A 22,294-nucleotide genomic window follows, 5' to 3' on the forward strand; every position below is an offset into this window, starting at 1 on the left:
GCGGAGGTCACCTGGTCCAGCGCACCGGCAGCCGGCGCACACCGCGGACGAGCATCCCCGGGACGTACATCAGGGGTTCGGCGGTGTCGAGGCGCAGCTCGGGGCAGCGCTCCAGCAGGGCCCGGAGCGCGACACCGGCCTCCAGCCGGGCGAGCGGGGCGCCCAGACAGAAGTGAATGCCATGGCCGAAGGAGAGGTGCCCGCGCGCGGGGCGGGTGATGTCGAAGCGGTCGGCGTCCTCGAAGCGCTCGCCGTCGCGCCCCACCGAGCCGAGCGACACCAGGACCGGATCGCCCTTCTCGAAGCGGGCGCCGCACATGTCCATGTTCTCGGTGGCGAACCGGTACGTCGTGGCCTCCACGGGGCTGTCGTAGCGCAGTGCCTCCTCGACCGCGTCGCCGGTGAGGGAGGCGTCGGCGCGCAGCAGCGCGAGCTGCTCGGGGTGACGCAACAGCGCCAGCACCGCGTTGGAAATGAGGCTGACGGTCGTCTCGTGCCCGGCCGCGAGCAGCAGGAAGGCCATGCCGACGACCTCGTCCGGGCTCAGCCGGTCGCCCTCCTCGTCGGTCGTGCGCAGCAGGGCGCTCAGCAGGTCGTCGCCCGGCTCGGCGCGCTTGTCCGCGATCAGACCCGTGAGATACGCGGTGACGGACTCCACGGCCTGGACGGTGGCCTCCGGCGAGGTGGAGGCCACGATCTCGTTGGACCACTGCCTGAACGACTCCCGGTCCAGGTCCGGCACGCCCAGCAGCTCGCACATCACCGACATGGAGAGCGGGAAGGACAGGGCGGCGACCAGATCGGCCCGACCGTCCGGGGCGGCGGTCATCGCATCGAGAAGCTCTGTGGTCAGCTCGCGCACCCTGGGGGCCAGCGCCTCGATGCGCCGTGCCGTGAACTCGCGGGTCACCAGGGAGCGCAGACGGGTGTGCTGGGGCGGATCGCTCTCCAGCATGTTCTCGTTGATCGGCAGGGCGTCGGCCGGCCAGACACCTGAGGCGCGCCAGTCCTTGCTGAAGCGTGTGTCGGAGAGGATACGGCGGCCCTCCTCGTGACGGACGACCAGCCAGAAGTCCCGCTCCTGGCCGGGCACGCGAATCCGGTGCACCGGTCCCTCCGCGCGCAGTTGCGCGTAGAGGGGGTAGGGGTTTTCGACGAATTGCGTGCCGTACGCGGCCAGGTCGACCACAGTCTCTTCTCGCGCGGTATCCGCTTCCATCGCGGCCCTGCCTTTCCAGAACGTCATCGGCTCAGGTGCGCTCCGCGGACCGTGGGCGTGCAGGACCCCTGGGCCGGATCACCACTGGGCGCCGGACCTGCCGCGAAGTGGTACCGATCCTGGAAGGTGAATGTGTCGGTCGTGGGGTGGAGGGGAGGTCGGGACCGGATCGGCTGGGGTGCGACGGTGCGTCCGTCGTGTGTCCGTACGCGGTCGGCGGTGTGTCAGCCGTCCATGGGTTTCGCCGCCGGACCGCGCGGAAGCCGGATCACGGCCACGGCGCCCCCGCCGTCCGGCGCGTTGCCGAACGTCAGCGTGGCGCCGACGACCCGGGCCTGTCCGAGCGCGATGGTCAGCCCCAGACCGTGTCCCGTACCGCGCTCACGAGCACCGGTCCGAAAACGTTGAGGGCCGTTGTCGAGCAGTCCGGGAGGAAATCCGGGACCTCTGTCGCGTACGGACACCGTGTGCACTCCGGTGTCGGCGTCCACCCCCACCGTGAGCGTCACGGGCGGACGGCCGTGCCGGTGCGCGTTGACGACGAGATTGGCGACGATGCGCTCCAGCCTGCGGGGGTCGGTCCACACCCGTACGTCCGCCCGGTCCGCCGCCCCGTGGACGAGCACCGTCGCCGCAACCTCGACCCGCTCCACGGTCTCTTCGAGCAGCGGCACCAGCGCGCAGGGCTGCGGGTCCGCGCGCTCCACGCCCGCGTCGAGCCGGGAGACCTCGAGAAGCTCCTCCACCAGCGAGCACAGCACGCGCACCCGGTCGCGCACATAACGCTCCGCCTCACCCTCGGGGAGGATCTCGGCGGCGGTGAGCAGCCCCATCAGCGGGGTGCGCAGCTCATGGGCGACATCGGCGGTGAAGCGCTGCTCACTGTGCAGCCGTGCCTGCAGGGAGGCCGCCATCGAGTCGACCGCGCCGGAGATCTCGGCGATCTCGTCGTAGGGGCGGGGCCGCGCGGAGATCCGGGCGTCCAGCTCACCGGCGGCTATCCGCCGGGCGGTGCCCGCGGCCGTCCGCAGCCCGCGGCTCATGCCACGGGCGACCAGACACACCGGCGGCAGCACGACGACGGTCGTCAGCAGGCCCGCCCGCAGAACGCTCATATTGAAGGCGGCCAGGTCACCCATCGTGGTGCTCAGCGTGAGCTGGACCGACAGGACGCGGGTGCCGGCGGGGCGCGCCGCCCACATGGTGGGGCCACCCGGTCCGTCCGAGTACTCGGTGCCGTGGCGCCCCTCGCGCACCAGCGACCGCAGCCGGCCGGGCACCCCCGGATCGTCCAGTTCGGCTCCGGTGCCGCTCACCAGACCCGAACGCGCATAGGAGACGGCGGCGCGTTCGAGCGTGAGCATGGCGACCGAACGGGACTGTTCCAACTCGAAGGCGCGTGAGGCACGGTGGACCAGTACCACCAGGACGACGACGGCCACACAGGTCGCCGCGGCCACCAGCCCCGCGATGCGCCACTGCAAGGACCGCGTGGGACGCCAGGCGGCCAGGGCCGACAGCGGGCGCGGAAGCACGTCAGCGCCGCAGCTTGTATCCGAAGCCGCGTACGGTCTCGATCCGCTCGGGATCGATCTTGGCGCGCAGCCGTTTCACATGCAGGTCGACCACCCGGGTGTCACCGTCCCAGGCGTGGTCCCACACCTTCCGCAGCAGCGTGCGGCGCTCCAGTACGACGCCGGGCGATGCGGCGAACGCCAGCAGCAGCCGCAGCTCCGTAGGGGTCAGCGACATGATCTCGCCCGCGCGCCGGACCTCCATACCGCAGGTGTCGATGGTCAGGTCCCCGAACGCGAGGACACCCCGGCCGTCCGCCGCTGCCGGCTCCTCCTCGGTGCGCGCGCCGGGCGGCGCCGCGGCGCGTGTTCGTCCGCGCTCCTCGCGCATGGACGCGAAGGAGGCGCGGCGCAGCAGCGACCGTATGCGGGCGACCAGCACCGCGCTCTCGCACGGCTTGACCACGTAGTCGTCGGCGCCCGCCTCCAGTCCGGAGATCATGTCCAGGTCGTCACCGCGCGCCGTCACCATGAGGATGGGCGCGAAACTGAACTCCCTGATCCTCCGGCACAGGCCGATGCCGTCGAGTTCTGGAAGCATGACGTCCAACAGGACCAGATCCGGGTGCGCGCTGCGGAAGAGTTCCAGTCCGGTGAGGCCGTCGGCTGCGGTGGAGACGGTGAATCCGTAGCGCTGGAGCGCGATCCGGACGGTGTCGCGGATCACCGCGTCGTCCTCCACGAACAGGATGTGCGGTTCGGCGGACTCGTCAAGGAGGGCAGGGGCGCTGGTCATGGCAATGTCCTCGCTGTTCCGGTGGGCGACGGCACGCCGTCGCTGAAGGGGTGGAGGAGAGCGGGGCGGAGGTCGGGCCCGGCGGTGGCGGCGCCGTTCGGAAGGACCAGGACATCGGCGTAGTGCGGGCATTTCCTGGGGGCGGGGGCGGGAGAACTTCGGGGCAAGGTCCCCTCCGGCCGCGGTGGCGACATCTGTGCCGACTGCGGCAGATACTCCGCCACGCCCGCGTCCCGCACCCCCGTGTCGGGCGCGTAGCCGGCCAGCGCCGCGCTCAGTACGACCGCCGCGACCGCGGTGATGGAGACGGCCCGGCCCAGCCCGCTTCCGCGCGACAGCCTGCGGCGGCCGTCGTCCCAGTGGCGCCGCGCCGCGCCCGGACGCGCGGGTCGAAAATGTGGGGAGCGCATGTGGCGGAGCGTAGTGGCAGACCGACACCTGGTTAGCACGACCTGAATTAGGGGAACGCCCAGTGATCTGGTCCCGCGAAGAAGGGGGATTCCCGCTCCTGAAGCGTGAGCCGAGCCGCTCGACCCTCCTGGTGGGCGGCGGTGTGACCACGGGCCGAGCGTGCCCGGGACGAGGTGGTGGCGCGGCTCCACGACCGGGGGCACGGATTACGGCGAGAGGATGCGGCGTCGGGTGTCGCGGGGGCGGGAACAGCAGGTCACGCCGAGCGCGCAGCCGTGGACCGCGGCGTTCCCGGGGCGGCCGTCGTCCCCGGAACTCGGGCGGACGACAGCTCGTTACGAACGCACGTACGCCACAACCGAGTCGACCCCCGACGCGCCGAGCGCCCCGAGCCGCTGAGTTCACAAACTCCCGCCCCACTCATCACGGAGGCCTGGAACACGATCCGAAACCCCCCGGACCGTCCCGTCGCACGGTCCTCGGCGGCGCTGCCGCGCTGGCCGGTATCGGCGTGACGCCCGCTTTCGCCACCCCGGCCGTGAGGTGGCCGACCGAGTTCCCGCTCCCGGACGGATTCCTCCCCGAGGGGATCACCATCGGCAGAGAGCCCGACGCCTGCATGGGCTCGCGCGCCAACGGCGCCGTCTACCGCACCGATCTGCGCACCGGCAGGGGCCGCATCGTCCACGAGGGCGCGCCCGGCACGGCAGCCATCCGCCTGAGACTCGACCACGACGGCCTGCTCTACACCGCCTGAGGCGGCGGGGGAACGACCCGGGTGATCGACGCCGGGACCGGCCGCCTCATGACGGGCCTTGGGCAAAGGCCCGTCATCCGCTCCAACCTTTTCGGTTACTGCTACGGGTCTGCTCTGGCCTGTGTCTTTGCGTCCCACCACGCCGGGCAGACCGGCAGGCTGCTACTGCTCGGCGGTGGCGCCAAAGACCTTCGGGCCGAGACCATGAGCTTCCTTCGCGACGTGCTGAGGCTGTGCGACAACGGAGACACTGAGCCTCTTTCAACCTCAGTTTGAGCAGGTGAGGTGGAGGGTGAGGACGGCCTGGATGAGGCTGGTGATGCGGGTGGTGCTGCACCGGAGCTTGCGCAGGAGCCGCCAGTTCTTGAGGGTGGCGACGGCGGGTTCGACCAGGGCACGGATCTTGGCCCGCGAGCCGTTCACGGCCTGCTGGCCTTGGAACAGGTTCTCCCGTCGACCCTGGAACGGCACGCGGACGGCCGGGCCGGCGCCCTGGTAGCCCTTGTCCGCCCAGCACGGGATGCCTGCGGAAGCGAGGGCATCGAGGATGCCGTGTTCACGGGCGGCGCGGATGTCGTGAATGGCACCGGTCAGGGCGGGTGAAGCCCACAGCAGGCGGCCGGCCGGGTCGGCGAGGATCTGGACGTTCATGCCGTGCCTCTTGTGCTTGCCTGAGTGGAACGGCCGGTCGGTGGCGGTCCGGTCGATCGGCAGCAAGGGTGCCGTCGAGCAGGACGAACGCCTTCCTTGACGCTTCGCGGACGGCTTGGCTGAGCATGGGTGCCAGGGCTGCAAGGAGGTCGACGGCTTCGGCGAGGTAGCGGTAAGCCGTGGTCGTGCCGATGCCGAACCCCGCGGCGAGCTGGGCGTAGGGGTGTCCGTTGCGCAGATGGGCGAGGGCGAGCAGGGCTTGTCGACCCGCGCTCAGCCGACGCCACCGACTGCCGATCGCACGACGGCGTTCGCGGACGCGGACAGTGAGGAACCGAAGATGCGAGCTGGACAGGTCCAGTCCGGACGGGTAGACAAACATGTGAAGCCTCTGGCGGAACGGGTGATCTTGGTCGTGAACCCGTCTACCAGGGGCTTCACTCGTCTGTCACGTCAACTGCTGGACCACCCTGGCAGGTTGGAAAAGTCTGTGTGCAGACAGCGATCTGTGCCCGGCCGTCCGGTCAGCGCAAAGGGTCGCACCTCAGCTGACGATCGTGCCGGCCTTCCCGCCGCACCGCGGTTGCCGGGGATCGAGGAGGGCGGAGCGGGACGCAGCAGGATGTTGATGTCCGCCTCTGTCGCGTTTCCACAGGTGAGAGGCGTCACCCTTTGGGTTCGAGTCCCACCCGCCCCACCCACCTTCCCCAGGCGGAAACGCTCCGACCTGGGGAAACGCGTTCTCTGGGGGTCTGTGGGCTCCGCAACAGCGCAGCGAACGTGCAGCGTTCTGCGTACTCGTGATCTTCCGGGCATCCGTGACCTGGGGTTTTGACGCCTTCTCTGTGGGATGAGTGGTCTGCGGTCCCACGGCCGTCGAGCGCGATCCTTCGCCCCGCCTCACCCGTCGGGACCCATCGATCAGCAGCGACCGTGCCGAGCAGGTTGATGCCTGCCGATGCGCGGCGGCGCCTTGTGCTACTCCTTGCCGACGTCGAGCGCCGACAGGGCGGCGTCCAGTCGACGGGTGGCTTCCTCTGCGACGGGCTCGAAGGCGTCCTGTCCTGTCAGAGTGACCATGATGTGGTGATGCGCTCGCCCTCGGATCGGACGACGACATTGCAAGGCAGCACCAGGCCGATGGAGCGGTCCGCCTCGATCGCCCGGTGTGCCAGGGGCGGTGCAGGCGCCAAGGATCAGGTAGTCCTCCATCTCCTGGCCCAGCTTCTCCTTCAAGGCGGCCTGTACGTCGATCTCGGCTGCCGGGCCAGGGTCGAGCAGGCGGGCTCGAGGCGCAGGCGGCGCGGACGCGCGCCTGATCGCCGGGGTGTGGCCTCCGGCCCTGGTGTGTGCCTTCTCCTCTGACGTCCGACGGCATGGGCACCATTGTCCTCTTCCGGGTACGAGGGAACAGCCCTCGGCGTAAGAAGCGATCGGGCGGTCCGGGACGGCCGAAGGGGTCCTCCCGCGTCTGCCCCACCTGTCTCGTCGCGCACACCGCCGGCCTCCCCGTCGACCTGCTCCGCCCGGGCGCAGGTCCTGACAGAAGCGGCGGAGCCAGTCACGGGACAGTTCGGCGTCCAGCCGACGCAAAGGCAGTCAGGCCCGGCGGGTGGGCGCCACGGCAGTGGGCGGCACGGGTGCCCTGACGGCTTCCGCCCGCCAGGCGTCGGCCAGTTCGGCGGGAAAACGTCGGCCACTGCGGGTGAGTACGACACCGGATGAGAGTTCGACCTCGTCGCCTGGACGGAAGGGACGGTCGGTCTGCGGAGGCAGCTTCTCCCAGGGGTCGAACGCACCCTGTTTACGGGCGCGGCGCATGTGGGTCCCGTAGGTGCTGATGTCACGGATCAGGACTGCGCCGCTCCGGGCGGAGACGGCCACATGCCTGCGGCTGACCTGCTGGGCGACCTGCGGGGGCAGCAGGCTGTGCAGGGCGATTCCCACCTGTCCCGGCAGTCGACCGACGTAAGCCTCGGAGCCCTCGTCAAGGGTGTACCGGGCCACGCAGGTGCCGTCGATGACGGCCTTGAGCTGGGTGGTGCCCAGGCGCGGTCCTTCATTCACCAGAGGCGTGCCGTGAAGCTCGCAGGTGGGAACACCGCGCCGCATACGGGGCAACAGGATCCGTTCGCCCCTGCGGATGTCGTAGAGGGTGCACCGAAGTTCCGGGCAGCGCCAACTCCGCATGATCACCTCCGTCAACGGTGTCCGGGAGGGACCGAGGAGACCCTGCTTCTTCAGTGCGGACAGTTCCATCCTGCGCGAGATCTCCGCCGCCGAGCGCACGCCCATGTCCATCGCCACGAGGGCGACGGACCCGTCGGGGCGGGCATCCGGTCTGAGGAACTGCCAGGTGTTGCCCTGGATCCACGGGTGCTCGAGGCGGTGGTCGACATACTGGTCGCCGGTGATGACCGGCAACGAGGTCATGCGGGCCAGTTCGAGGACGCGCTCATCGGCGTCGTCGACCTCCTCGACCAACCCGTCCGCCACCCAGCCGCGCAGTCGCCGGACCTCGGCCTGATCACCGAACTCGCGGTGCCCACCCAGCAGGCTGGTGTCGGCGACCAGGTAGACGGAGACGTCAGGATCTCGTGTGAGCTCCATCAGGGCCCTCAGCACCAGCCCCAGGCGGCGCAAGGACCGCGGGCCGTGTCCGCCGATGGAGGAGGTGTCCCGTACGACGTTGGAGAGTTCCACGAGATAGTCGGCCCGCTCCGCCGAAGCGGCCAGATGATGTTCCATGGGCACCTCGCTGTCTGACGGCAGGGGGTGTCACTTTAAGGGCGCCCGGTGACATCCGCCATCAGGACGAACTCTCGCGACCCTACGAAACTCCCCGAACTTCACCTCTTTTCCCGACTTCCGCAGAGGCCTACCAGGGGTGCGGGCTCGTCGGTACGATCACCGCAGTGACGGAGGGGGTCAGATTTTGAACAGCGCTGAGGATGTTGGGCAGTTGAGCCCGTTGGGCCCCGAAGACCCGCGAGAGGTGGCCGGTTACCGTCTGCTCGCCAGGATCGGCGAGGGCGGCATGGGATGCGTCTACCTCTCCCGTACGCGCGGCAACCAGCCGGTCGCCCTGAAGGTGATCCGCCGTGAGTACGCTCAGGACGAGGAGTTCCGCCGCCGCTTCGAGCAGGAGGCGACCTCCGCCCGCAGGGTGCAGGGCTACCACATCGTCCCCGTCGTCGACCACGACACCACAGGTCCGCAGCCGTGGCTGGCCACCGCCTACGTTCCCGGCCTCGCCCTGGACCGGCTGCTCACCGGATACGGGACGCTCCCGCTCACCACGGTGCTGCAGCTGACCGGCTGCGCGGCGGAGGCGCTGCACGCCGTGCACAAGGCCGGAGTGATCCACCGTGACATGAAGCCGAGCAACATCCTCATCGGCTCCGAAGGCCCCTGGATCATCGACTTCGGCATCGCCCGGGCCGCCGACGCCACCCAGCTCACCCGCAGCGGCGGGTTCATCGGCACCCCTCAGTTCATGTCGCCGGAACACGCCGGCGGCCAGGACCTCACACCGGCGACCGACGTCTTCTCGCTCGGCCTGATCGCCGCCGTCGCCGCGACGGGCCGCCACCCTTACGGCGATGCCGGAGCCATCACTCTGGCCGCCAAGATCGCCAACAGTGAGTCCCGGCCGCCGGACCTGACGGCGTATCCAGAACCGCTGCGTGCCGTCCTGGAACGCACGCTGGCCGCCGACGCGACCTCCCGCCCCACACCCGCCGAACTGGCGGAACTGTGTCAGGAGCTGAGCGGGCGGCCGTTGCGTGACTTCATCGGCTGGCTGCCCGAGCCCGTCGAGGCGGACATCGCCCGCCGCGAGCAACTCGCCCGGCACCGGTCCGAGGCCGGGTCCGGACCGCATCTTGGGACGGTGGCGGGTGCCGAGACCCTGCCCCCACCGCCCATGACGGGAGCCGCAGCTGTGCCTCCCGGTGCCGCAGCGGCAGCCGACACCGCACCGTCGGTCGGCGTGGCATCGGGTGGGTACACACCCACCCACGCCTCCCGACCCGGTGAGCAGCCCCACCACGGCCGGGCGCAGCCGCCGCCAGCCGGATCCCCTGCCCCGCTCCCGCAGGCAGCACCGCCCCCCAGCGGCCCCCCGTCAGCGAGCCGGAGCCGTACCCCGCTGACGGTCGGCGCGGCCGTGCTGGCCTTGGCGGTGGCGGCGGTGACCGTCTGGGTCCTCACCCAGGGCGACGACACGGACGACGCCCAGGGCAGCGGCGGACACCGTGCCTCGTCGCCGACTGCCAGTGCCCAGGCCTCCGGGGGCACCAAGCCGAGCACCGGTGCGTCGCCCACCGGGAACGCGACGCCGAACGGCTACACGGAGATCTTCAAGGACAAGCCGCTCACCTTGCGCGCCCAGTTCACCTCCAACCGCATCTCCTACACCAACGTCGACCTGGACAAGCCGAAGACCGATCCGAACGCGCTCAGCGAGGGGAAGGGAAACGAGCTGCAGTACGAGGAGTTCGGCGGCACCTACACCCTGCACTTTCTGACGACCATGGGAAAGAGTGCGGGCACCACTCCCCAGGAGTGCGCCGAGGGCGCGGCGGCCGACACGATGTCCTCCGAGCTCGACGGCGACGAACAGGGCGAACAGCTGACCCCGGGCACGGTGCTGTGCACCGTCACCGACGAAGACAATCTCGCGATGCTCACCATCAAGGACGTCGTCGTCCAAAAGGACAACGCGGGTTTCAAGGCACGCGACTACGTCACCGAACTGACTCTCTGGAAGGCGCCCTGACCCGTCCGTCGGTGAAGAAATCCTTGCCCCGTCGTACCAATTCGCCCTGCGTGGACATCGCCGTCCAGGGCTGCCTGTCGCTGAACCGACTGCACCGCAGCCGGCACTGTCACTGTGGCAGCCTGGGTGGGATGATCTTCGAGTTGGTCGTGCTGGGAAAGGGCGTCCGTGGACATCGCGCTGCCGTCGTACATAGGGGCACCGGTACCCGGGCCGAACCCGGTGGCCCCTCAGTTGTGTCAGCGGATCAGGACAGCTTCCCCGGAGCGGGGGACCACGGCTGTCCAGCCGAGTTCCCGGTCGAGCCGACCGCCCGTGGCCATACCCGCGGAGGAGACGATGACGGCCGGTCCGTCGACGCTGTTGATGTCGATGGACTCCTGGACCGTTCTGGCGGCCGGGAACGGCTCAGGGCTGAGGGCGGACGGTCCTTGCGCGAGAGTCTCGCTCCGCAATCCGGGGGAGTGGTCGCGCACGGCCTCGCGGTATACGTCGAGCGCGGCCAACGCCATGGGGCTGTCCACGAGGACCGGAACGGTAGCCGGGAGGAACCCCGGCCTTGGGTCAAGGTCCCCCTTCCTCCCGTAGCACGGTGAGTTCGTGCGGGACGACCTCGGTGCGGTCGATCGCGAAGGCCGGGATCACGATGGTCCCGCCACGGGCACAGGTGCGGCTGAGCACGTCGGCGAATGCCGAGTGTCCCACCCGCTGGTCGTGCCTGCGGTCGCCGTATGTGGATTCCATCAGCAGGATGTCTGCGCCGGAGAACGGCTCCGGCGGTAGCAGCAAGGGATGGCCGGCCCGCCCGAGGTCGCCGCTGACGGCCAGGGTGTGCCCGTCCTTCAGGGTGAGGTGCGCCCAGGCCGAACCGAGGATGTGCCCGCCGTGGTGGAGAGCCAGGCGGATGCCGGAGGTGATCTCGATCTCGTTGCTGATCGGCACGGGATCGAAGTAACTGACTGTCCTGTCGGCGTCGTACAGCGGTTTCGCCGGGCGGTGTTTCGACCAGCCGCGCGCGTTCGTGTGGCGAGCGTCTCCGTCCGCAGTCGCGCGCTGTCCCGCAGCACTACCTCTGCGGGCCGGGCCGTGGGAGCTGTAATCAGAATCGGCCACCGGAACCCGTGCCGGGCCAATCGCGACAGGTAGCCGCAATGGTCGAGGGAGGCATGAGTGACGACGACTGCCTGGATGTCTGCCGCGTCACGGCGGGAGATTCGTTACGATACGTGACTTCCAGTCGTGGGTGGGCGAATGATCGTCAAGGGAAGCTCTGTCGTGTTTGCGGGAGCGGGCTGCCGGTATGCAATGACGAGGATCCGCTCTGCTCACCCGGCGCAGGGAAGCTTCAGCTATGGGGCGAACGTGGTGCAGCGAACACTGCACCGGCACCCGTGCGAGCGGGATTGAGGGGGACGCAGCCGGATGGAAACGGGTGGCTATGCCCGTTGTGTCGGCATCGTCGCAGGTGAGAGCCGTCACTCTTATGGGTTCGAGTCCCATCCGCCCCACCCAGCATCCCCAGGCAGAATCGTTCTGGCCTGGAGAAACGCTTTTTCCGGGGGCGTTTTGCGTGCGGCGGACGCCTCACGGGGGCGCGGCGCACGCGAGTCCCCGCACATCGAAGACGAGCCCCGCACGGCTTTGACCCGGGGCTTTGTGGCGACGCCGCCGTGGGAGGGTCGTGGAACGGCCCCACGGCAGGAGCCCTCGTCGGAACCGTGGCGGCCTTCGCTGCGACCGGAACCGAGGGCAGACGGCTCTGCGGTGGCCCACGCTCGACCGCGGTGCCGGCCGGCTGGAGGCCGCGCGGCGGACCGGCGGCCGTTCCCGTGCGAGCCGTCGTCAGGTGACCGCGGCGGTCATGCGGCGTACCGCCTCTGTGATCATTTCGGGCGAGGTGGCGAGGTTCAGCCGCACGTGGCCGGCGCCGCCGGTGCCGAAGGTCTTCCCGGGGCTGAGGGCGACCCGGCCGCGTTCCAGGAAGACCTCGGCCGGGTCGTCGCCCAGGCCGAGCGGCCGGCAGTCGAGCCAGGCGAGGTACGTGCCTTCCGCGGGCCGGTAGCGCACGTCCGGCAGGTGCTCGGCCAGCAGGCCGGCGAGCAGCCGGCGGTTCGCGTCCAGCCCGGCGAGTACCGCGTCGAGCCAGTCGGCGCCGTTTCGCAGGGCGGCGGTGTGGGCGATGACGCCGAGGTGGCTGGGCCCGTGGCCCACTTCTTCGGGTATGCGGGCGAGGTCGCCGGCGGCGGCGGGACCGGCGACGGCGAGCGCGGCCTTGAGCCCGGCCAGGTTCCAGGCCTTGGACGCCGACATCAGGGAGAGGCCGCTCTCCGCCCCGGGCACGCTCAGGTACGGCACGAACGCCGTCCCGGACGCCACGACGGGGGCATGGATCTCGTCTACGACCACCCGTACCCCGTACCGGTCCGCCAGCGCGGCCACGGCGGCCAGTTCGTCGTGGGTGTGCACCGTGCCGGTCGGGTTGTGCGGGCTGCACAGCAGGTACGCCGCCCGGCCCCCGCCCGCGGTGGCCGCCCGGAACGCGTCGTCCAGACCGGCGAGGTCGATCCGCAGGTCGCTGCCGAGCGGTGCTTCGACGATCCGCCGGTCCATGTGCTCCACGAACTGGTAGAACGGTGGGTAGACGGGGCAGTTGACCACCACGGGATCGCCCGGGTCGCTGATCACCTTGAGTGCCTCGACGATGCCCAGCATCACATCGGGCACGATCGCCGTGCGCTCCGCCGCCGGTCCGCTCCAGCCCCACCGCTTCTGCGCGAACTCCGCCAGCGCCTCGGCGTAGCCGGTTCCGAACGGATAGCCGGTGTCTCCGAGCGTGACCGCGTCCGTGATCGCGCGCGCCACCGGCTCGGCGAGCGGCACGTCCATCTCCGCCACCCACAAGGGCAGTACGTCGTCCGGGTACGTGCGCCATTTCATGCTCGTACGCCGGCGCAACTCGTCGGGGGAGAGCCGGCGCAGGGGATTGGGGTCACCGGATGAGCCGTGCCGTATCACGTCCATGGTGCCGAACCTAGCGCCGGGCGGGGCGGACCGCAGGGCCTTGGCCGAGGTCTCCGCTCCGCCCGGCGCGGACCGGAGGCGGCTTCCGCTCGTTCCAGCGGTTCGGGTCCAGGAGCCCCCCGGGGGGGGTGAATGAGGGATTCCGGTAACGATCTATCCTGGGCTGTCTCGATTAAAAGGTAAACTACATGGTCCTCTCACTCCTCCGTCGCAGGCGATCGAAGGCGGCTCTCGGAGGTGGTGCCGGACTCGTACTCCCCGCGCCGGCGGGGGCGGGCACCATCAACTGCGAAGTGGTGGACCCGGTCGGGCAGCCGCTCGGCGGCGCCGAGGTCACGGTGACCGCCAAGGCCACCGGTCGCGCGATGGCCAAGGGGACCACGGACGCGTACGGCCTGTTCTGTGCGGCCATGCCGCCCGGCGAGTACAGCCTGCTGATGACGGCGGAGGGCATGCAGCCCGCCCGCTGGACCTTCGACATCGCGGCCGGCGAGACGCTGCCGATGGGCCGCGTGCAGCTCGAGGTGTCCGAGCGGCTGGAGCCGCCGTCGCCCGGCACCTGGCTCTTCGACCCGCCCCACACGGCGATCCGCTTTATCGCGCGGCACGTCGGCATGGCGAACGTCCACGGGCGCTTCGAGCGCTTCGAGGGCGGCGTGCGCGTCGCGCACAACGTCGAGGACTCGCAGGTCGAGATACGGATCGATGCGGCGAGCATCACGACGGGCAACAACACACGCGACGGCCACCTGCGGTCCGCCGACTTCCTCGACGTCGAGAACCACCCGTACATCCACTTCATCAGCGACCGCTTCGTCTACCGGGGCGGCAACAACTGGGGCATGCAGGGCTCGCTGACCATGCACGGCGTCAGCCGCTCGGTGGTCCTGGACACCACCTACCTCGGCGCGGTCAACGGCGGATACGGCGAGGAACTGCGGTGCGCCGCGCGTGCCACGGCCGAGCTGCACCGCGAGGACTACACCCTGAACTGGCGGAACATGCTCGCGCGCGGCATCGCCATCGTCGGTCCCACGGTCAAGCTGGAGCTGGACGTCCAGACGATGTTCCAGGGCCCGGACACCCCGACCCCGCCGGACTAGTCCGAACCGGCCGGCGACGGGAGCCTCCGGTCGCGCCCTCGCGGGCGCGGCCGGAGGTTTTTGCGTTCCGATGCGGTCTCGTCACACCATTCATCGGATCAATGAGCCGTTTTTGTCGGGGAATTGGCGCCCGAGGGGTGTTGAAGGGATGGCGAGGTCTGATAGATATTCGTCGCGGCCCCGGCGAGATCTGGCCGTGCTGCCCGGCGCGGCCCAGCACTTCCCTTCGTCGAGGAGTCATCCGATGACTGGCAGGACAGCGGGAACAGGACGAGAGCGGTACGCGCGGTGGCCCTGGCCGCCTGTGCCTCGCCGGCGCTCGCCGCGTGCGGCAGTACCAAGGACACCGTCGAGCACCCCGACGGGAAGGGAACTCCATCGACCCGGTGAGACCCCCGACCCGCACACGGTGTCCGAACCCGGCGGCCGGCGCCGGACCTTCGACCGACCGTGAGAGGCAGCCCCTACGTGACCGGAACAGGTCCCCGCATCACCGCCGTCGACACGTACGACATCAGATTCCCCACCTCGCGCGAGCTCGACGGCTCCGACGCCATGAATCCCGACCCCGACTACTCCGCCGCCTACCTGGTGCTGCGCACCGACGCGGCGGACGGGCACGAGGGGCACGGCTTCACCTTCACCATCGGGCGCGGCAACGACGTCCAGGTCGCGGCGGTCGAGGCCCTGCGCCCGCACCTCGTCGGCCGGCCGGTCGACGGGCTGTGCGCGGACCCCGGCACGCTCGGCCGGGACCTGACCGGGGACAGCCAGCTGCGCTGGCTCGGCCCGGAGAAGGGCGTGATGCACATGGCGATCGGGGCGGTGGTCAACGCCGCCTGGGACCTGGCCGCCAAGCGGGCGGGCAAACCGCTGTGGAAGTTCCTGGCCGACGCCGAGCCCGAATGGCTCGTCTCCCAGGTCGACTTCCGCTACATCGCCGACGTACTCAGCGCCGAGGACGCGCTGGGGCTCCTGCGGCGGGGCCGGGGCGGGCGCGGCGAGCGGGAGGCGCTGCTGCGCGCGGACGGATACCCCGGCTACACCACCTCGCCCGGCTGGCTCGGCTACTCCGACGAGAAGCTGACCCGGCTGGCGCGGGAGGCCGTCGCCGACGGCTTCACCCAGATCAAGCTGAAGGTCGGCGCGGACCTGGCGGACGACATCCGGCGGATGCGGGCCGCGCGCGCCGCCGTCGGGCCGGACATCCGCATCGCCGTCGACGCCAACCAGCGGTGGAACGTCGGCGAGGCCGTCGAGTGGACGCGGGCGCTGGCGGAGTTCGACCCGTACTGGATCGAGGAGCCGACCAGCCCCGACGACATCCTCGGACACGCCGAGATCCGCAGGGCGGTGGCGCCGGTGAGGGTCGCCACCGGCGAGCACGTACAGAACCGCATCGTCTTCAAGCAGCTCCTCCAGGCCGGGGCCGTCGACGTGCTCCAGATCGACGCGGCGCGGGTCGGCGGGGTCAACGAGAACCTGGCGATCCTGCTGCTCGCCGCGGCGTTCGAGGTGCCGGTGTGCCCGCACGCGGGCGGCGTCGGGCTGTGCGAGCTGGTGCAGCACCTGTCGATGTTCGACTACGTCGCGCTCACGGGGACCACCGAGAACCGCGTCATCGAGTACGTCGACCACCTCCACGAGCACTTCACCGACCCCGTGGTGATGCGGGGCGGACACTACGCGGCACCGGACGCGCCGGGCTTCTCGGCCATGATGCGCCCCGAGTCCATCGCCGAATTCACCTATCCGGGCGGCTCGTTCTGGGCCGCCGACCTGGCAGGCGTGACTCCTGCCACCGCTCCTGCCACTGCTCCTGACGCCGTCACCGCCACTGCCGAGGAGGCCGCCGTATGAGCGAGACCGACCCGAACCGTCTCGACGGGCTGAAGGCCCTGGTGACCGGTGGTGCCTCCGGCATCGGCCACGCCACCGCGCGGCTGCTCGCCGCACGCGGCGCCGATGTCGCCGTACTCGACCTCGAACCGGCCGGTGCGCGGGCGCCACTGCTCGGCGTCATGGCCGACGTCTCGGACGACGCGTCCGTACGGGAAGGGGTCGCCGCGGCGGTGGACCGCCTCGGCGGGCTCGACATCCTGGTCAACAACGCGGGCATCGGCGCCGTCGGCACGGTCGAGGACAACGACGACGCGCAGTGGCACCGCGTCCTGGACGTCAACGTCCTCGGCATGGTCCGCACCTCCCGTGCCGCGCTGCCGCACCTGCGGCGGTCCGCGCACGCCGCGATCGTCAACACCTGCTCGATCGCCGCGACCGCCGGGCTGCCGCAGCGCGCGCTCTACAGCGCCAGCAAGGGGGCGGTGCTGTCCCTGACCCTCGCCATGGCCGCCGATCACGTACGGGAAGGGGTACGCGTCAACTGCGTGAACCCGGGCACGGCCGACACCCCCTGGGTCGGCCGCCTCCTGGACGCCGCCGACGACCCGGAGGCCGAACGCGCCGCCCTCAACGCCCGTCAGCCCATGGGCCGCCTGGTCAGTGCCGGGGAAGTGGCCGCCGCCATCGCCTACCTGGCGAGCCCCGCCGCGGCCTCCGTCACCGGCACCGCGCTCGCGGTCGACGGGGGGATGCAGGGCCTGCGCCTGCGCCCGGCGGACCGGGCGGGCCGGTGAGTACGCCGGACACGCCGGGAACACCGGTGAATCCGGGGGACGTCGCCACGCTCGGGCGCAGCGGGGTGCCCGTCACCGCGCTGTCCTTCGGGGCGGCGGCCCTGGGCAATCTCTTCACCCCCGTCACCGACGAGGACGCCGCCTCGGCGGTCGACGCCGCCTGGGACGCGGGCATCCGTTACTTCGACACCGCACCCCACTACGGCCTCGGGCTCTCCGAGCGGCGCCTCGGCGACGCCCTGCGCGACCGCCCCCGCGACACGTACACCCTCTCCACCAAGGCGGGGCGGTTGCTGGAGGAGGCGGGCGGGGCCGACTGCTCCGGCGGGTCCGTGGGCTCGGACGCGGGCTTCGCCGTACCCGCCACGCACCGCCGCGTCTGGGACTTCAGCGGTGACGGCGTCCGGCGCTCCGTCGAGGACAGCCTTCGCCGGCTCGGCCTGGACCGGATCGACGTCGTCTACCTCCACGACCCCGACGACCACGCCGAGCAGGCGTTCCGCGAGGGTTACCCGGCCCTGGAGCGGCTGCGCGCCGAAGGGACCGTACGGGCGATCGGCGCCGGCATGAACCAGACCGGGATGCTCACCCGCTTCCTCCGCGACACCGATGTCGACGCCGTGCTGTGCGCAGGGCGCTACACCCTCCTCGACCAGCGTGCGTCCGGTGAACTGCTCCCCGAGGCCGCCGCCCGCGGCAAGAGCGTCGTCGTCGGCGGCGTCTTCAACTCCGGTCTGCTGGCCGACCCGCGCCCCGGCGCGACGTACGACTACGCCCCCGCGCCGATGAACCTCCTCGACCGTGCCCTGCGCGCCAAAACCGTCGCCGAGCGCCACGGCGTCCCGCTGCGCGCCGCCGCCCTGCGCTTCCCCTTCGGCGGGACGGCGGTGGCGAGTGTGCTGGTCGGGATGCGGTCGGCGGCCGAGGTGGCGGACGCGGCCGCCATGTTCGTGAGAGGGGTGCCCGCGCGGATGTGGGAGGAGCTGCGCGCGGAGGGCCTGCTGGGGGCGGGCGTACCGGTCCCGGCGGAAGCCGGGCGGCCGTGAGAGCCGGCCTCACCGCACGCAACCCGCACACCCCCGAAGCGCCCGAAGCGCCCGCCGTCTCCGCCCTCTCCGAGGAGCCTTGATGAGAGTCACCCTGCGCACACGGGTCCGCGCCGACCGCGTCGAGGAGTACGAGCAGGCCCACCGCGAGGTCCCGGCCGAACTGACGGCGGCCGTCCGCGCCGCCGGGGCCGGCTCGTGGACGATCTGGCGCAGCGGCACCGACCTCTTCCACCTCATCGACTGCGCCGACCGCAGTGACCTCCCCGCCCGGCCGGAGGAGCCGCCGGTCGGCCTCGCCTGGCAGACGCGGACGGGAGAACTGCTCGACGTGGTCCACGACTACTCGGCCGAGGGCGCCGGGGCCGGCCCTCCGGTCGTCCGGGAGCTGTGACCGCTGTGCGCATCGTCGACGCCCACCACCACGTCTGGGACCTGTCCGTACGTGACCAGGACTGGATCACCGGCCCCGAACTGGCCCCGCTGCGCCGCGACTTCCCCATCGGTGACTTCGCCCCGCAGGCCGCCGCCGCCGGAGTCCGGGCGACCGTACTCGTCCAGACGGTCACGGTGGCCGAGGAGACCCCGGAGTTCCTGGCGCTCGCCGCCACGAGCGACCTGGTGGCGGGCGTCGTCGGCTGGACCGACCTCACCGCGCCCGGGGTCGCCGACACGCTCGCCGGGCTCCGTGAACTGCCGGGCGGCGACCGCCTCGTGGGCATCCGTCACCAGGTGCAGGGCGAACCGGACCCCGGGTGGCTACTGCGCCGCGACGTGCACCGCGGTCTCGAAGCGGTCGCCGCCGCCGGGCTCGTCTACGACCTGGTGGTCCTGCCGGGCCAGCTCCCCGCCGCCGCGAAGGCCGCGGCGGCGCACCCCGGACTCCGCTTCGTCCTCGACCACGCGGGCAAGCCGCCGGTCGCGTCCGGCGAGCTGGAGCCGTGGGCCTCGGACGTGCGGCGCCTCGCCGCGCTGCCCAACACCGTGTGCAAGCTGTCGGGCCTGGTCACCGAGGCGGACCGGACAGCCTGGACCGTGGAGGACCTGCGCCCGTACGGCGACACGGTGCTCGACGCGTTCGGCCCGGACCGGCTGATGTTCGGCTCCGACTGGCCGGTGTGCGAGCTGGCGTCGCCGTACGCCGGTGTCCTCGCGGCGGCGCGGGAGCTGACCGCCGGGCTGGAGGAGGGGGAGCGGGTCGACGTCTTCGCCGGGACGGCCGAGCGGACGTACGGGCTCGGCCGTCAGGGCGGACGTACGGGCTCGGACGGCGGGGCGGGGCGCGGTGTGCCCTAGCCGCCGAGCTCCCGCTTCATGATCTTGCCCATGTCGTTGCGCGGCAGGGACTCCAGCAGCCGGACCGCGCGCGGCCGCTTGTGCGGGGCCAGCAGCTCCGCCACATGGGACGCCAGCTCCGCCCCGGACGGCGGCGACTGCGGATCCGCCGGCACGATCCACGCCACGATCCGCTCGCCCAGATCCTCGTCCGGCTCACCCGTGACGGCGGCCTCCGCCACCTCCGGATGCTCCAGCAGCGCGTTCTCGACCTCGCCCGCGCCGATCTTGTAGCCACCGCTCTTGATGAGGTCGGTGGCCTTGCGTCCGACGATGCGCACGTAGCCGTCGGCGTCCCTGGTCGCCATGTCGCCCGTACGGAACCACGACCCGTCGAAGGCGGCGGCCGTCGCGTCCGGGCGGTTCAGGTACTCCGTGAAGAGGTTCGGCCCGCGCACCTGGATCTCGCCGATGCCGTCCGCCTCGTCCGCCAGCCGCAGTTCGACACCGGCCAGCGGCAGTCCGACCGTGCCGGGGCGGGCCTCGCCGTCGGCCCGTACCGACGTGTTCATCAGGGTCTCGGTCATGCCGTACCGCTCGATCACCGCACGCCCCGTCGCCGCCGTGATCCGCCGGTGGTCGTGCACCGGCAGCGGCGCCGATCCCGACACCAGCAGCCGGGCCCCGGTCAGGGCCTTCACCAGCTCCCGGTCGTCGTCGAGCGCATCGGCCAGCCGGTGGTACATCGTCGGTACGCCGAAGAACATCGTCGCGCCCGCCGAAAGCTCCCGCGTGACGCCCCGTACGTCGAACCCGCCCAGGTGCCGCACCTCGCCGCCGCGCCGCAGCGGCCCGAGGACACCCAGGATCAGCCCGTGCACGTGGAACAGCGGCAGCCCGTGCACCAGCACGTCGTCGGCCGTCCACTCCCACGCGTCCTCCAACGCGTCCAGCGTGGCGGCGATCGCGCGGCGCGGCAGGACGGCGCCCTTGGGCGGCCCGGTCGTCCCCGACGTGTAGACGACCAGCGCGGGGGAGCCCGGCGGCGGCTCGTCGGGCAGCGGCCCCGGCGCACCGCCCGCCACCGGGACGTCGATACGCTCCAGCTTCCCCAGCGCCGGGGGGAGCCCGGCACCGGGCGCGGCCAGCACCACCGTCGGTGCGCTGTCCGCCACGATGTGCGCCAGCTCCCGCTCCCCGGTCCTCGGGTTGAGCGGCACCGCGGGCACCCCCGCCAGCAGCGCCGCGACCACGCCCACCGCCGTCTCCGGACTCGGCGTGGCCCAGACGGCCACCCGCCCGGCGCCCGCGATCCGGGCGGCCAGCCCGCCGGCGGCACGGGCGAGTCCGGCGTACGTCAGCGTACGGCCGCCGAACCGCAGCGCGGGCCGGTCCGAGCGCAGGTGCAGGGCGGGGAACAGCGGGGAGGGGGGAGAGGAGGCAGCCATGCGGCCGACCTTACGGCCCCCTCTCCGGCGGCGGCAGTCCGCGCGTCACAGCGGTGCCTGCCAGGTGACCGTCGTACCGCGCCGCCCGTTCTCGGCCGTCCCGTCGTCGGTCACCGTCAGCCGTACGCCGGCCCGCCCGTCCGGCATCCGCGCCTTCGCGTCGACCGTCACCCCGACCTCCGTGACCCCCGCCCGCCGGTGCGCCGCCGCGAGTGCGCCGCGCAGCGCCGTCAGCAGCTGCCGGTCCACCGGTTCGTGCACCAGGGTGTCCACCGCGCCCGTGAAGTGCACCGACGGCCGGAAACCCAGCAGTGTGGCGGCGCCGGCCGTCTCGCGCAGGACCCGGCCCCGGAAACCGGCGGGCGCGTCCGCCGGGGGCTGCTGGAGAGCGAAGATGGCGGTCCGTACCTCCTGGACGGTGGAGTCCAGCTCGTCGACGGCCGCGCCGAGCAGTCCGTCCAGGTCCGTCGGCGTGTCCGTCGCGGCGGAGGCCCGCCGCCGGGTGGATTCCAGCATCATCCCGGTGGCGAACAGCCGCTGTACGACGAGATCGTGCAGGTCGCGCGCGATCCGGTCGCGGTCCTCGAACACCGCCAGCCGCTCCCGGTCGTGCCCGCTGTCCGCCAGGACGAGCGCGAGCGCCGCCTGCGAGGCGAACTGCGAGGCGAGCAGCCGGTCGGCGGCCGTGTACGGAGGGCCGCCGCGCCGCCTCGGCAGGGCGAGCGTGCCGATCAGCCTGCCGCCGCTCTGGAGCGGCAGCATCATGCTCGGTCCGAAGCGGCCCCGTACGCGCGTGGTCATGCGCTCGTCGGTCGCCGAGTCCTCGATGAACACCGGCTCCCCACCGAGCAGTTGCTCCAGGACGGGGCTGCCGGACCCGATGACGGCGCCGAGCAGGTCGGCGGGGTCGTCGGGCGTCGAGGCCGCGACGATCTCCATGCCGCCCTCCGCGGTGGGCTGGAGGACCACGCCCGCCGAGGCGTCGGCGAGGACACGGGCCTGCTCGGCCACGGTCATCAGCGCGTCCTCGGGGCTCTCGCCGGTGAGCAGGGCGGTGGTGCAGGCGGCGGCGCCCTCGATCCAGCGCTCCCGCCGGCGGGCCGTCTCGTACAGCCGCGCGTTGCCGATCGCGATGCCCGCCTGCGAGGCGAGCACCCGCAGCAGTGCCAGGTCGTCCGCGGTGAAACCGGCCGCCCCCTGCTTCTCGGTCAGGTAGAGGTTGCCGAAGACCTCGGTGCCGACCCGGATCGGGACCCCGACGAAGGAACGCATGGCGGGATGCCCCGGTGGCAGGCCCGCCGCGCGCGGGTCGGCGGACAGGTCGGGGACGAGCAGCGGCCGCGGGTCCTGGACGAGGTGGCCGAGCAGGCCGGTGTGCCCGTCCGGCAGCCGGCCGATGCGCTCCCGCGCCTCGTCGTCGGCGCCCGAGGTGTAGAGCTCCGTGATGGTGCCGCGCTCGGGACCGACCACTCCGAGCGCGCCGTACCGCGCCCCGGCCAGCTCCGTGGCGGTGTCCACGATGTGCTGGAGCGTGGCGCGCAGATCGAGGTCGGAGCCGATGTTCAGCACGGCCTCCAGCAGCATCGGCAGCCGGGGCACCACGCGTGCGCCGCTGTCCGGGTCCATGGGTGTCCCGT

Annotated in this window: 17 protein-coding genes and 3 pseudogenes; 8 read left to right on the plus strand and 12 right to left on the minus strand. The window is 71.7% G+C overall.

Going from position 1 to position 22,294, the window contains the following annotated elements; all coding sequences use genetic code 11:
- Positions 1–7: 7 nt before the first annotated feature.
- The 4 genes from BN1555_RS21890 to BN1555_RS38535 all read right to left on the minus strand — a co-directional run bounded on the left by BN1555_RS21890 (position 8) and on the right by BN1555_RS38535 (position 3,939).
- Positions 8–1,246, minus strand: a complete 1,239-nt coding sequence (locus tag BN1555_RS21890) for a cytochrome P450 family protein (protein ID WP_255306119.1) — start codon at positions 1,244–1,246, stop codon at positions 8–10.
- A gap of 197 nt (positions 1,247–1,443) precedes the next feature.
- Positions 1,444–2,754, minus strand: coding sequence for a sensor histidine kinase (locus tag BN1555_RS21895; RefSeq protein ID WP_255306120.1), 1,311 nt, complete (start codon positions 2,752–2,754; stop codon positions 1,444–1,446).
- 1 nt (position 2,755) lies between these two features.
- Entirely contained in the window at positions 2,756–3,529 is a 774-nt protein-coding gene (gene cseB / locus BN1555_RS21900; RefSeq protein ID WP_093800969.1) for a two-component system response regulator CseB, read from the minus strand.
- Positions 3,526–3,939: a hypothetical protein gene (locus tag BN1555_RS38535; RefSeq protein WP_141662875.1), complete on the minus strand. Its 414-nt coding sequence runs from the start codon at positions 3,937–3,939 to the stop codon at positions 3,526–3,528. Before BN1555_RS38535 ends, cseB begins: the two co-directional genes overlap by 4 nt.
- Positions 3,940–4,451: 512 nt before the next feature.
- On the opposite strand from BN1555_RS38535, the gene BN1555_RS21905 reads away from it, so the two are divergent.
- Positions 4,452–4,697 carry a hypothetical protein gene (locus BN1555_RS21905; RefSeq protein WP_176710096.1) on the plus strand — a complete coding sequence of 82 codons (246 nt, stop codon included), beginning with the start codon at positions 4,452–4,454 and terminating at the stop codon, positions 4,695–4,697.
- Between the two features lie 267 nt (positions 4,698–4,964).
- Here the strand turns inward: BN1555_RS21905 and BN1555_RS21915 are convergent.
- From BN1555_RS21915 to BN1555_RS21925, 3 genes and pseudogenes are all read right to left on the minus strand, one after another.
- Positions 4,965–5,730, minus strand: a pseudogene (locus BN1555_RS21915) (transposase family protein).
- 596 nt (positions 5,731–6,326) lie between these two features.
- Positions 6,327–6,605 (minus strand): annotated as a pseudogene (locus BN1555_RS21920) (DUF302 domain-containing protein); the annotation flags it as partial.
- A gap of 342 nt (positions 6,606–6,947) precedes the next feature.
- On the minus strand, positions 6,948–8,096 hold the full coding sequence (locus tag BN1555_RS21925) for an FHA domain-containing protein (RefSeq protein ID WP_093800971.1): 1,149 nt from the start codon (positions 8,094–8,096) through the stop codon (positions 6,948–6,950).
- 214 nt (positions 8,097–8,310) lie between these two features.
- On the opposite strand from BN1555_RS21925, the gene BN1555_RS21930 reads away from it, so the two are divergent.
- A complete protein-coding gene (locus BN1555_RS21930) occupies positions 8,311–10,128 on the plus strand; it encodes a serine/threonine-protein kinase (RefSeq protein WP_255306121.1) in 1,818 nt (605 codons plus the stop codon).
- A gap of 239 nt (positions 10,129–10,367) precedes the next feature.
- Here the strand turns inward: BN1555_RS21930 and BN1555_RS40495 are convergent.
- The 3 genes and pseudogenes from BN1555_RS40495 to BN1555_RS21940 all read right to left on the minus strand — a co-directional run.
- A pseudogene (locus BN1555_RS40495) lies at positions 10,368–10,658 on the minus strand (hypothetical protein); the annotation flags it as partial.
- Between the two features lie 34 nt (positions 10,659–10,692).
- Positions 10,693–11,070, minus strand: a complete 378-nt coding sequence (locus BN1555_RS40500) for an MBL fold metallo-hydrolase (protein WP_255306122.1) — start codon at positions 11,068–11,070, stop codon at positions 10,693–10,695.
- Positions 11,071–11,970: 900 nt separating this feature from the next.
- The gene (locus BN1555_RS21940) at positions 11,971–13,149 is read right to left on the minus strand and encodes a MalY/PatB family protein (RefSeq protein WP_093800973.1); all 1,179 of its coding nucleotides are present in this window, start codon (positions 13,147–13,149) and stop codon (positions 11,971–11,973) included.
- Between the two features lie 188 nt (positions 13,150–13,337).
- On the opposite strand from BN1555_RS21940, the gene BN1555_RS21945 reads away from it, so the two are divergent.
- From BN1555_RS21945 to BN1555_RS21970, 6 genes are all read left to right on the plus strand, one after another.
- Positions 13,338–14,252, plus strand: a complete 915-nt coding sequence (locus BN1555_RS21945; RefSeq protein ID WP_093800974.1) for a YceI family protein — start codon at positions 13,338–13,340, stop codon at positions 14,250–14,252.
- A gap of 468 nt (positions 14,253–14,720) precedes the next feature.
- A complete protein-coding gene (locus BN1555_RS21950; RefSeq protein ID WP_093800975.1) occupies positions 14,721–16,112 on the plus strand; it encodes an enolase C-terminal domain-like protein in 1,392 nt (463 codons plus the stop codon).
- Entirely contained in the window at positions 16,109–16,888 is a 780-nt protein-coding gene (locus BN1555_RS21955; RefSeq protein WP_093800976.1) for an SDR family NAD(P)-dependent oxidoreductase, read from the plus strand. Before BN1555_RS21950 ends, BN1555_RS21955 begins: the two co-directional genes overlap by 4 nt.
- Positions 16,889–16,914: 26 nt before the next feature.
- The gene (locus tag BN1555_RS21960) at positions 16,915–17,934 is read left to right on the plus strand and encodes an aldo/keto reductase (protein ID WP_093800977.1); all 1,020 of its coding nucleotides are present in this window, start codon (positions 16,915–16,917) and stop codon (positions 17,932–17,934) included.
- 82 nt (positions 17,935–18,016) lie between these two features.
- Entirely contained in the window at positions 18,017–18,328 is a 312-nt protein-coding gene (locus tag BN1555_RS21965) for an L-rhamnose mutarotase (RefSeq protein WP_093800978.1), read from the plus strand.
- Positions 18,325–19,230, plus strand: coding sequence for an amidohydrolase family protein (locus BN1555_RS21970; protein ID WP_093800979.1), 906 nt, complete (start codon positions 18,325–18,327; stop codon positions 19,228–19,230). The genes BN1555_RS21965 and BN1555_RS21970 overlap by 4 nt, the downstream gene beginning before the upstream one ends.
- On the opposite strand, the gene BN1555_RS21975 is transcribed toward BN1555_RS21970, so the two are convergent.
- Together BN1555_RS21975 and BN1555_RS21980 are read right to left on the minus strand one after the other, a co-directional pair.
- Positions 19,227–20,657, minus strand: coding sequence for an acyl-CoA synthetase (locus tag BN1555_RS21975; RefSeq protein ID WP_093800980.1), 1,431 nt, complete (start codon positions 20,655–20,657; stop codon positions 19,227–19,229). The two genes, BN1555_RS21970 and BN1555_RS21975, sit on opposite strands and share 4 nt — an antisense overlap.
- A 45-nt stretch (positions 20,658–20,702) precedes the next feature.
- A complete protein-coding gene (locus tag BN1555_RS21980) occupies positions 20,703–22,283 on the minus strand; it encodes a sensor histidine kinase (RefSeq protein ID WP_093800981.1) in 1,581 nt (526 codons plus the stop codon).
- Positions 22,284–22,294 lie beyond the last annotated feature (11 nt).

It is taken from the genome of Streptomyces sp. Wb2n-11 (genome assembly GCF_001049855.1).
Classification (GTDB): Bacteria; Actinomycetota; Actinomycetes; order Streptomycetales; family Streptomycetaceae; genus Streptomyces; species Streptomyces altiplanensis.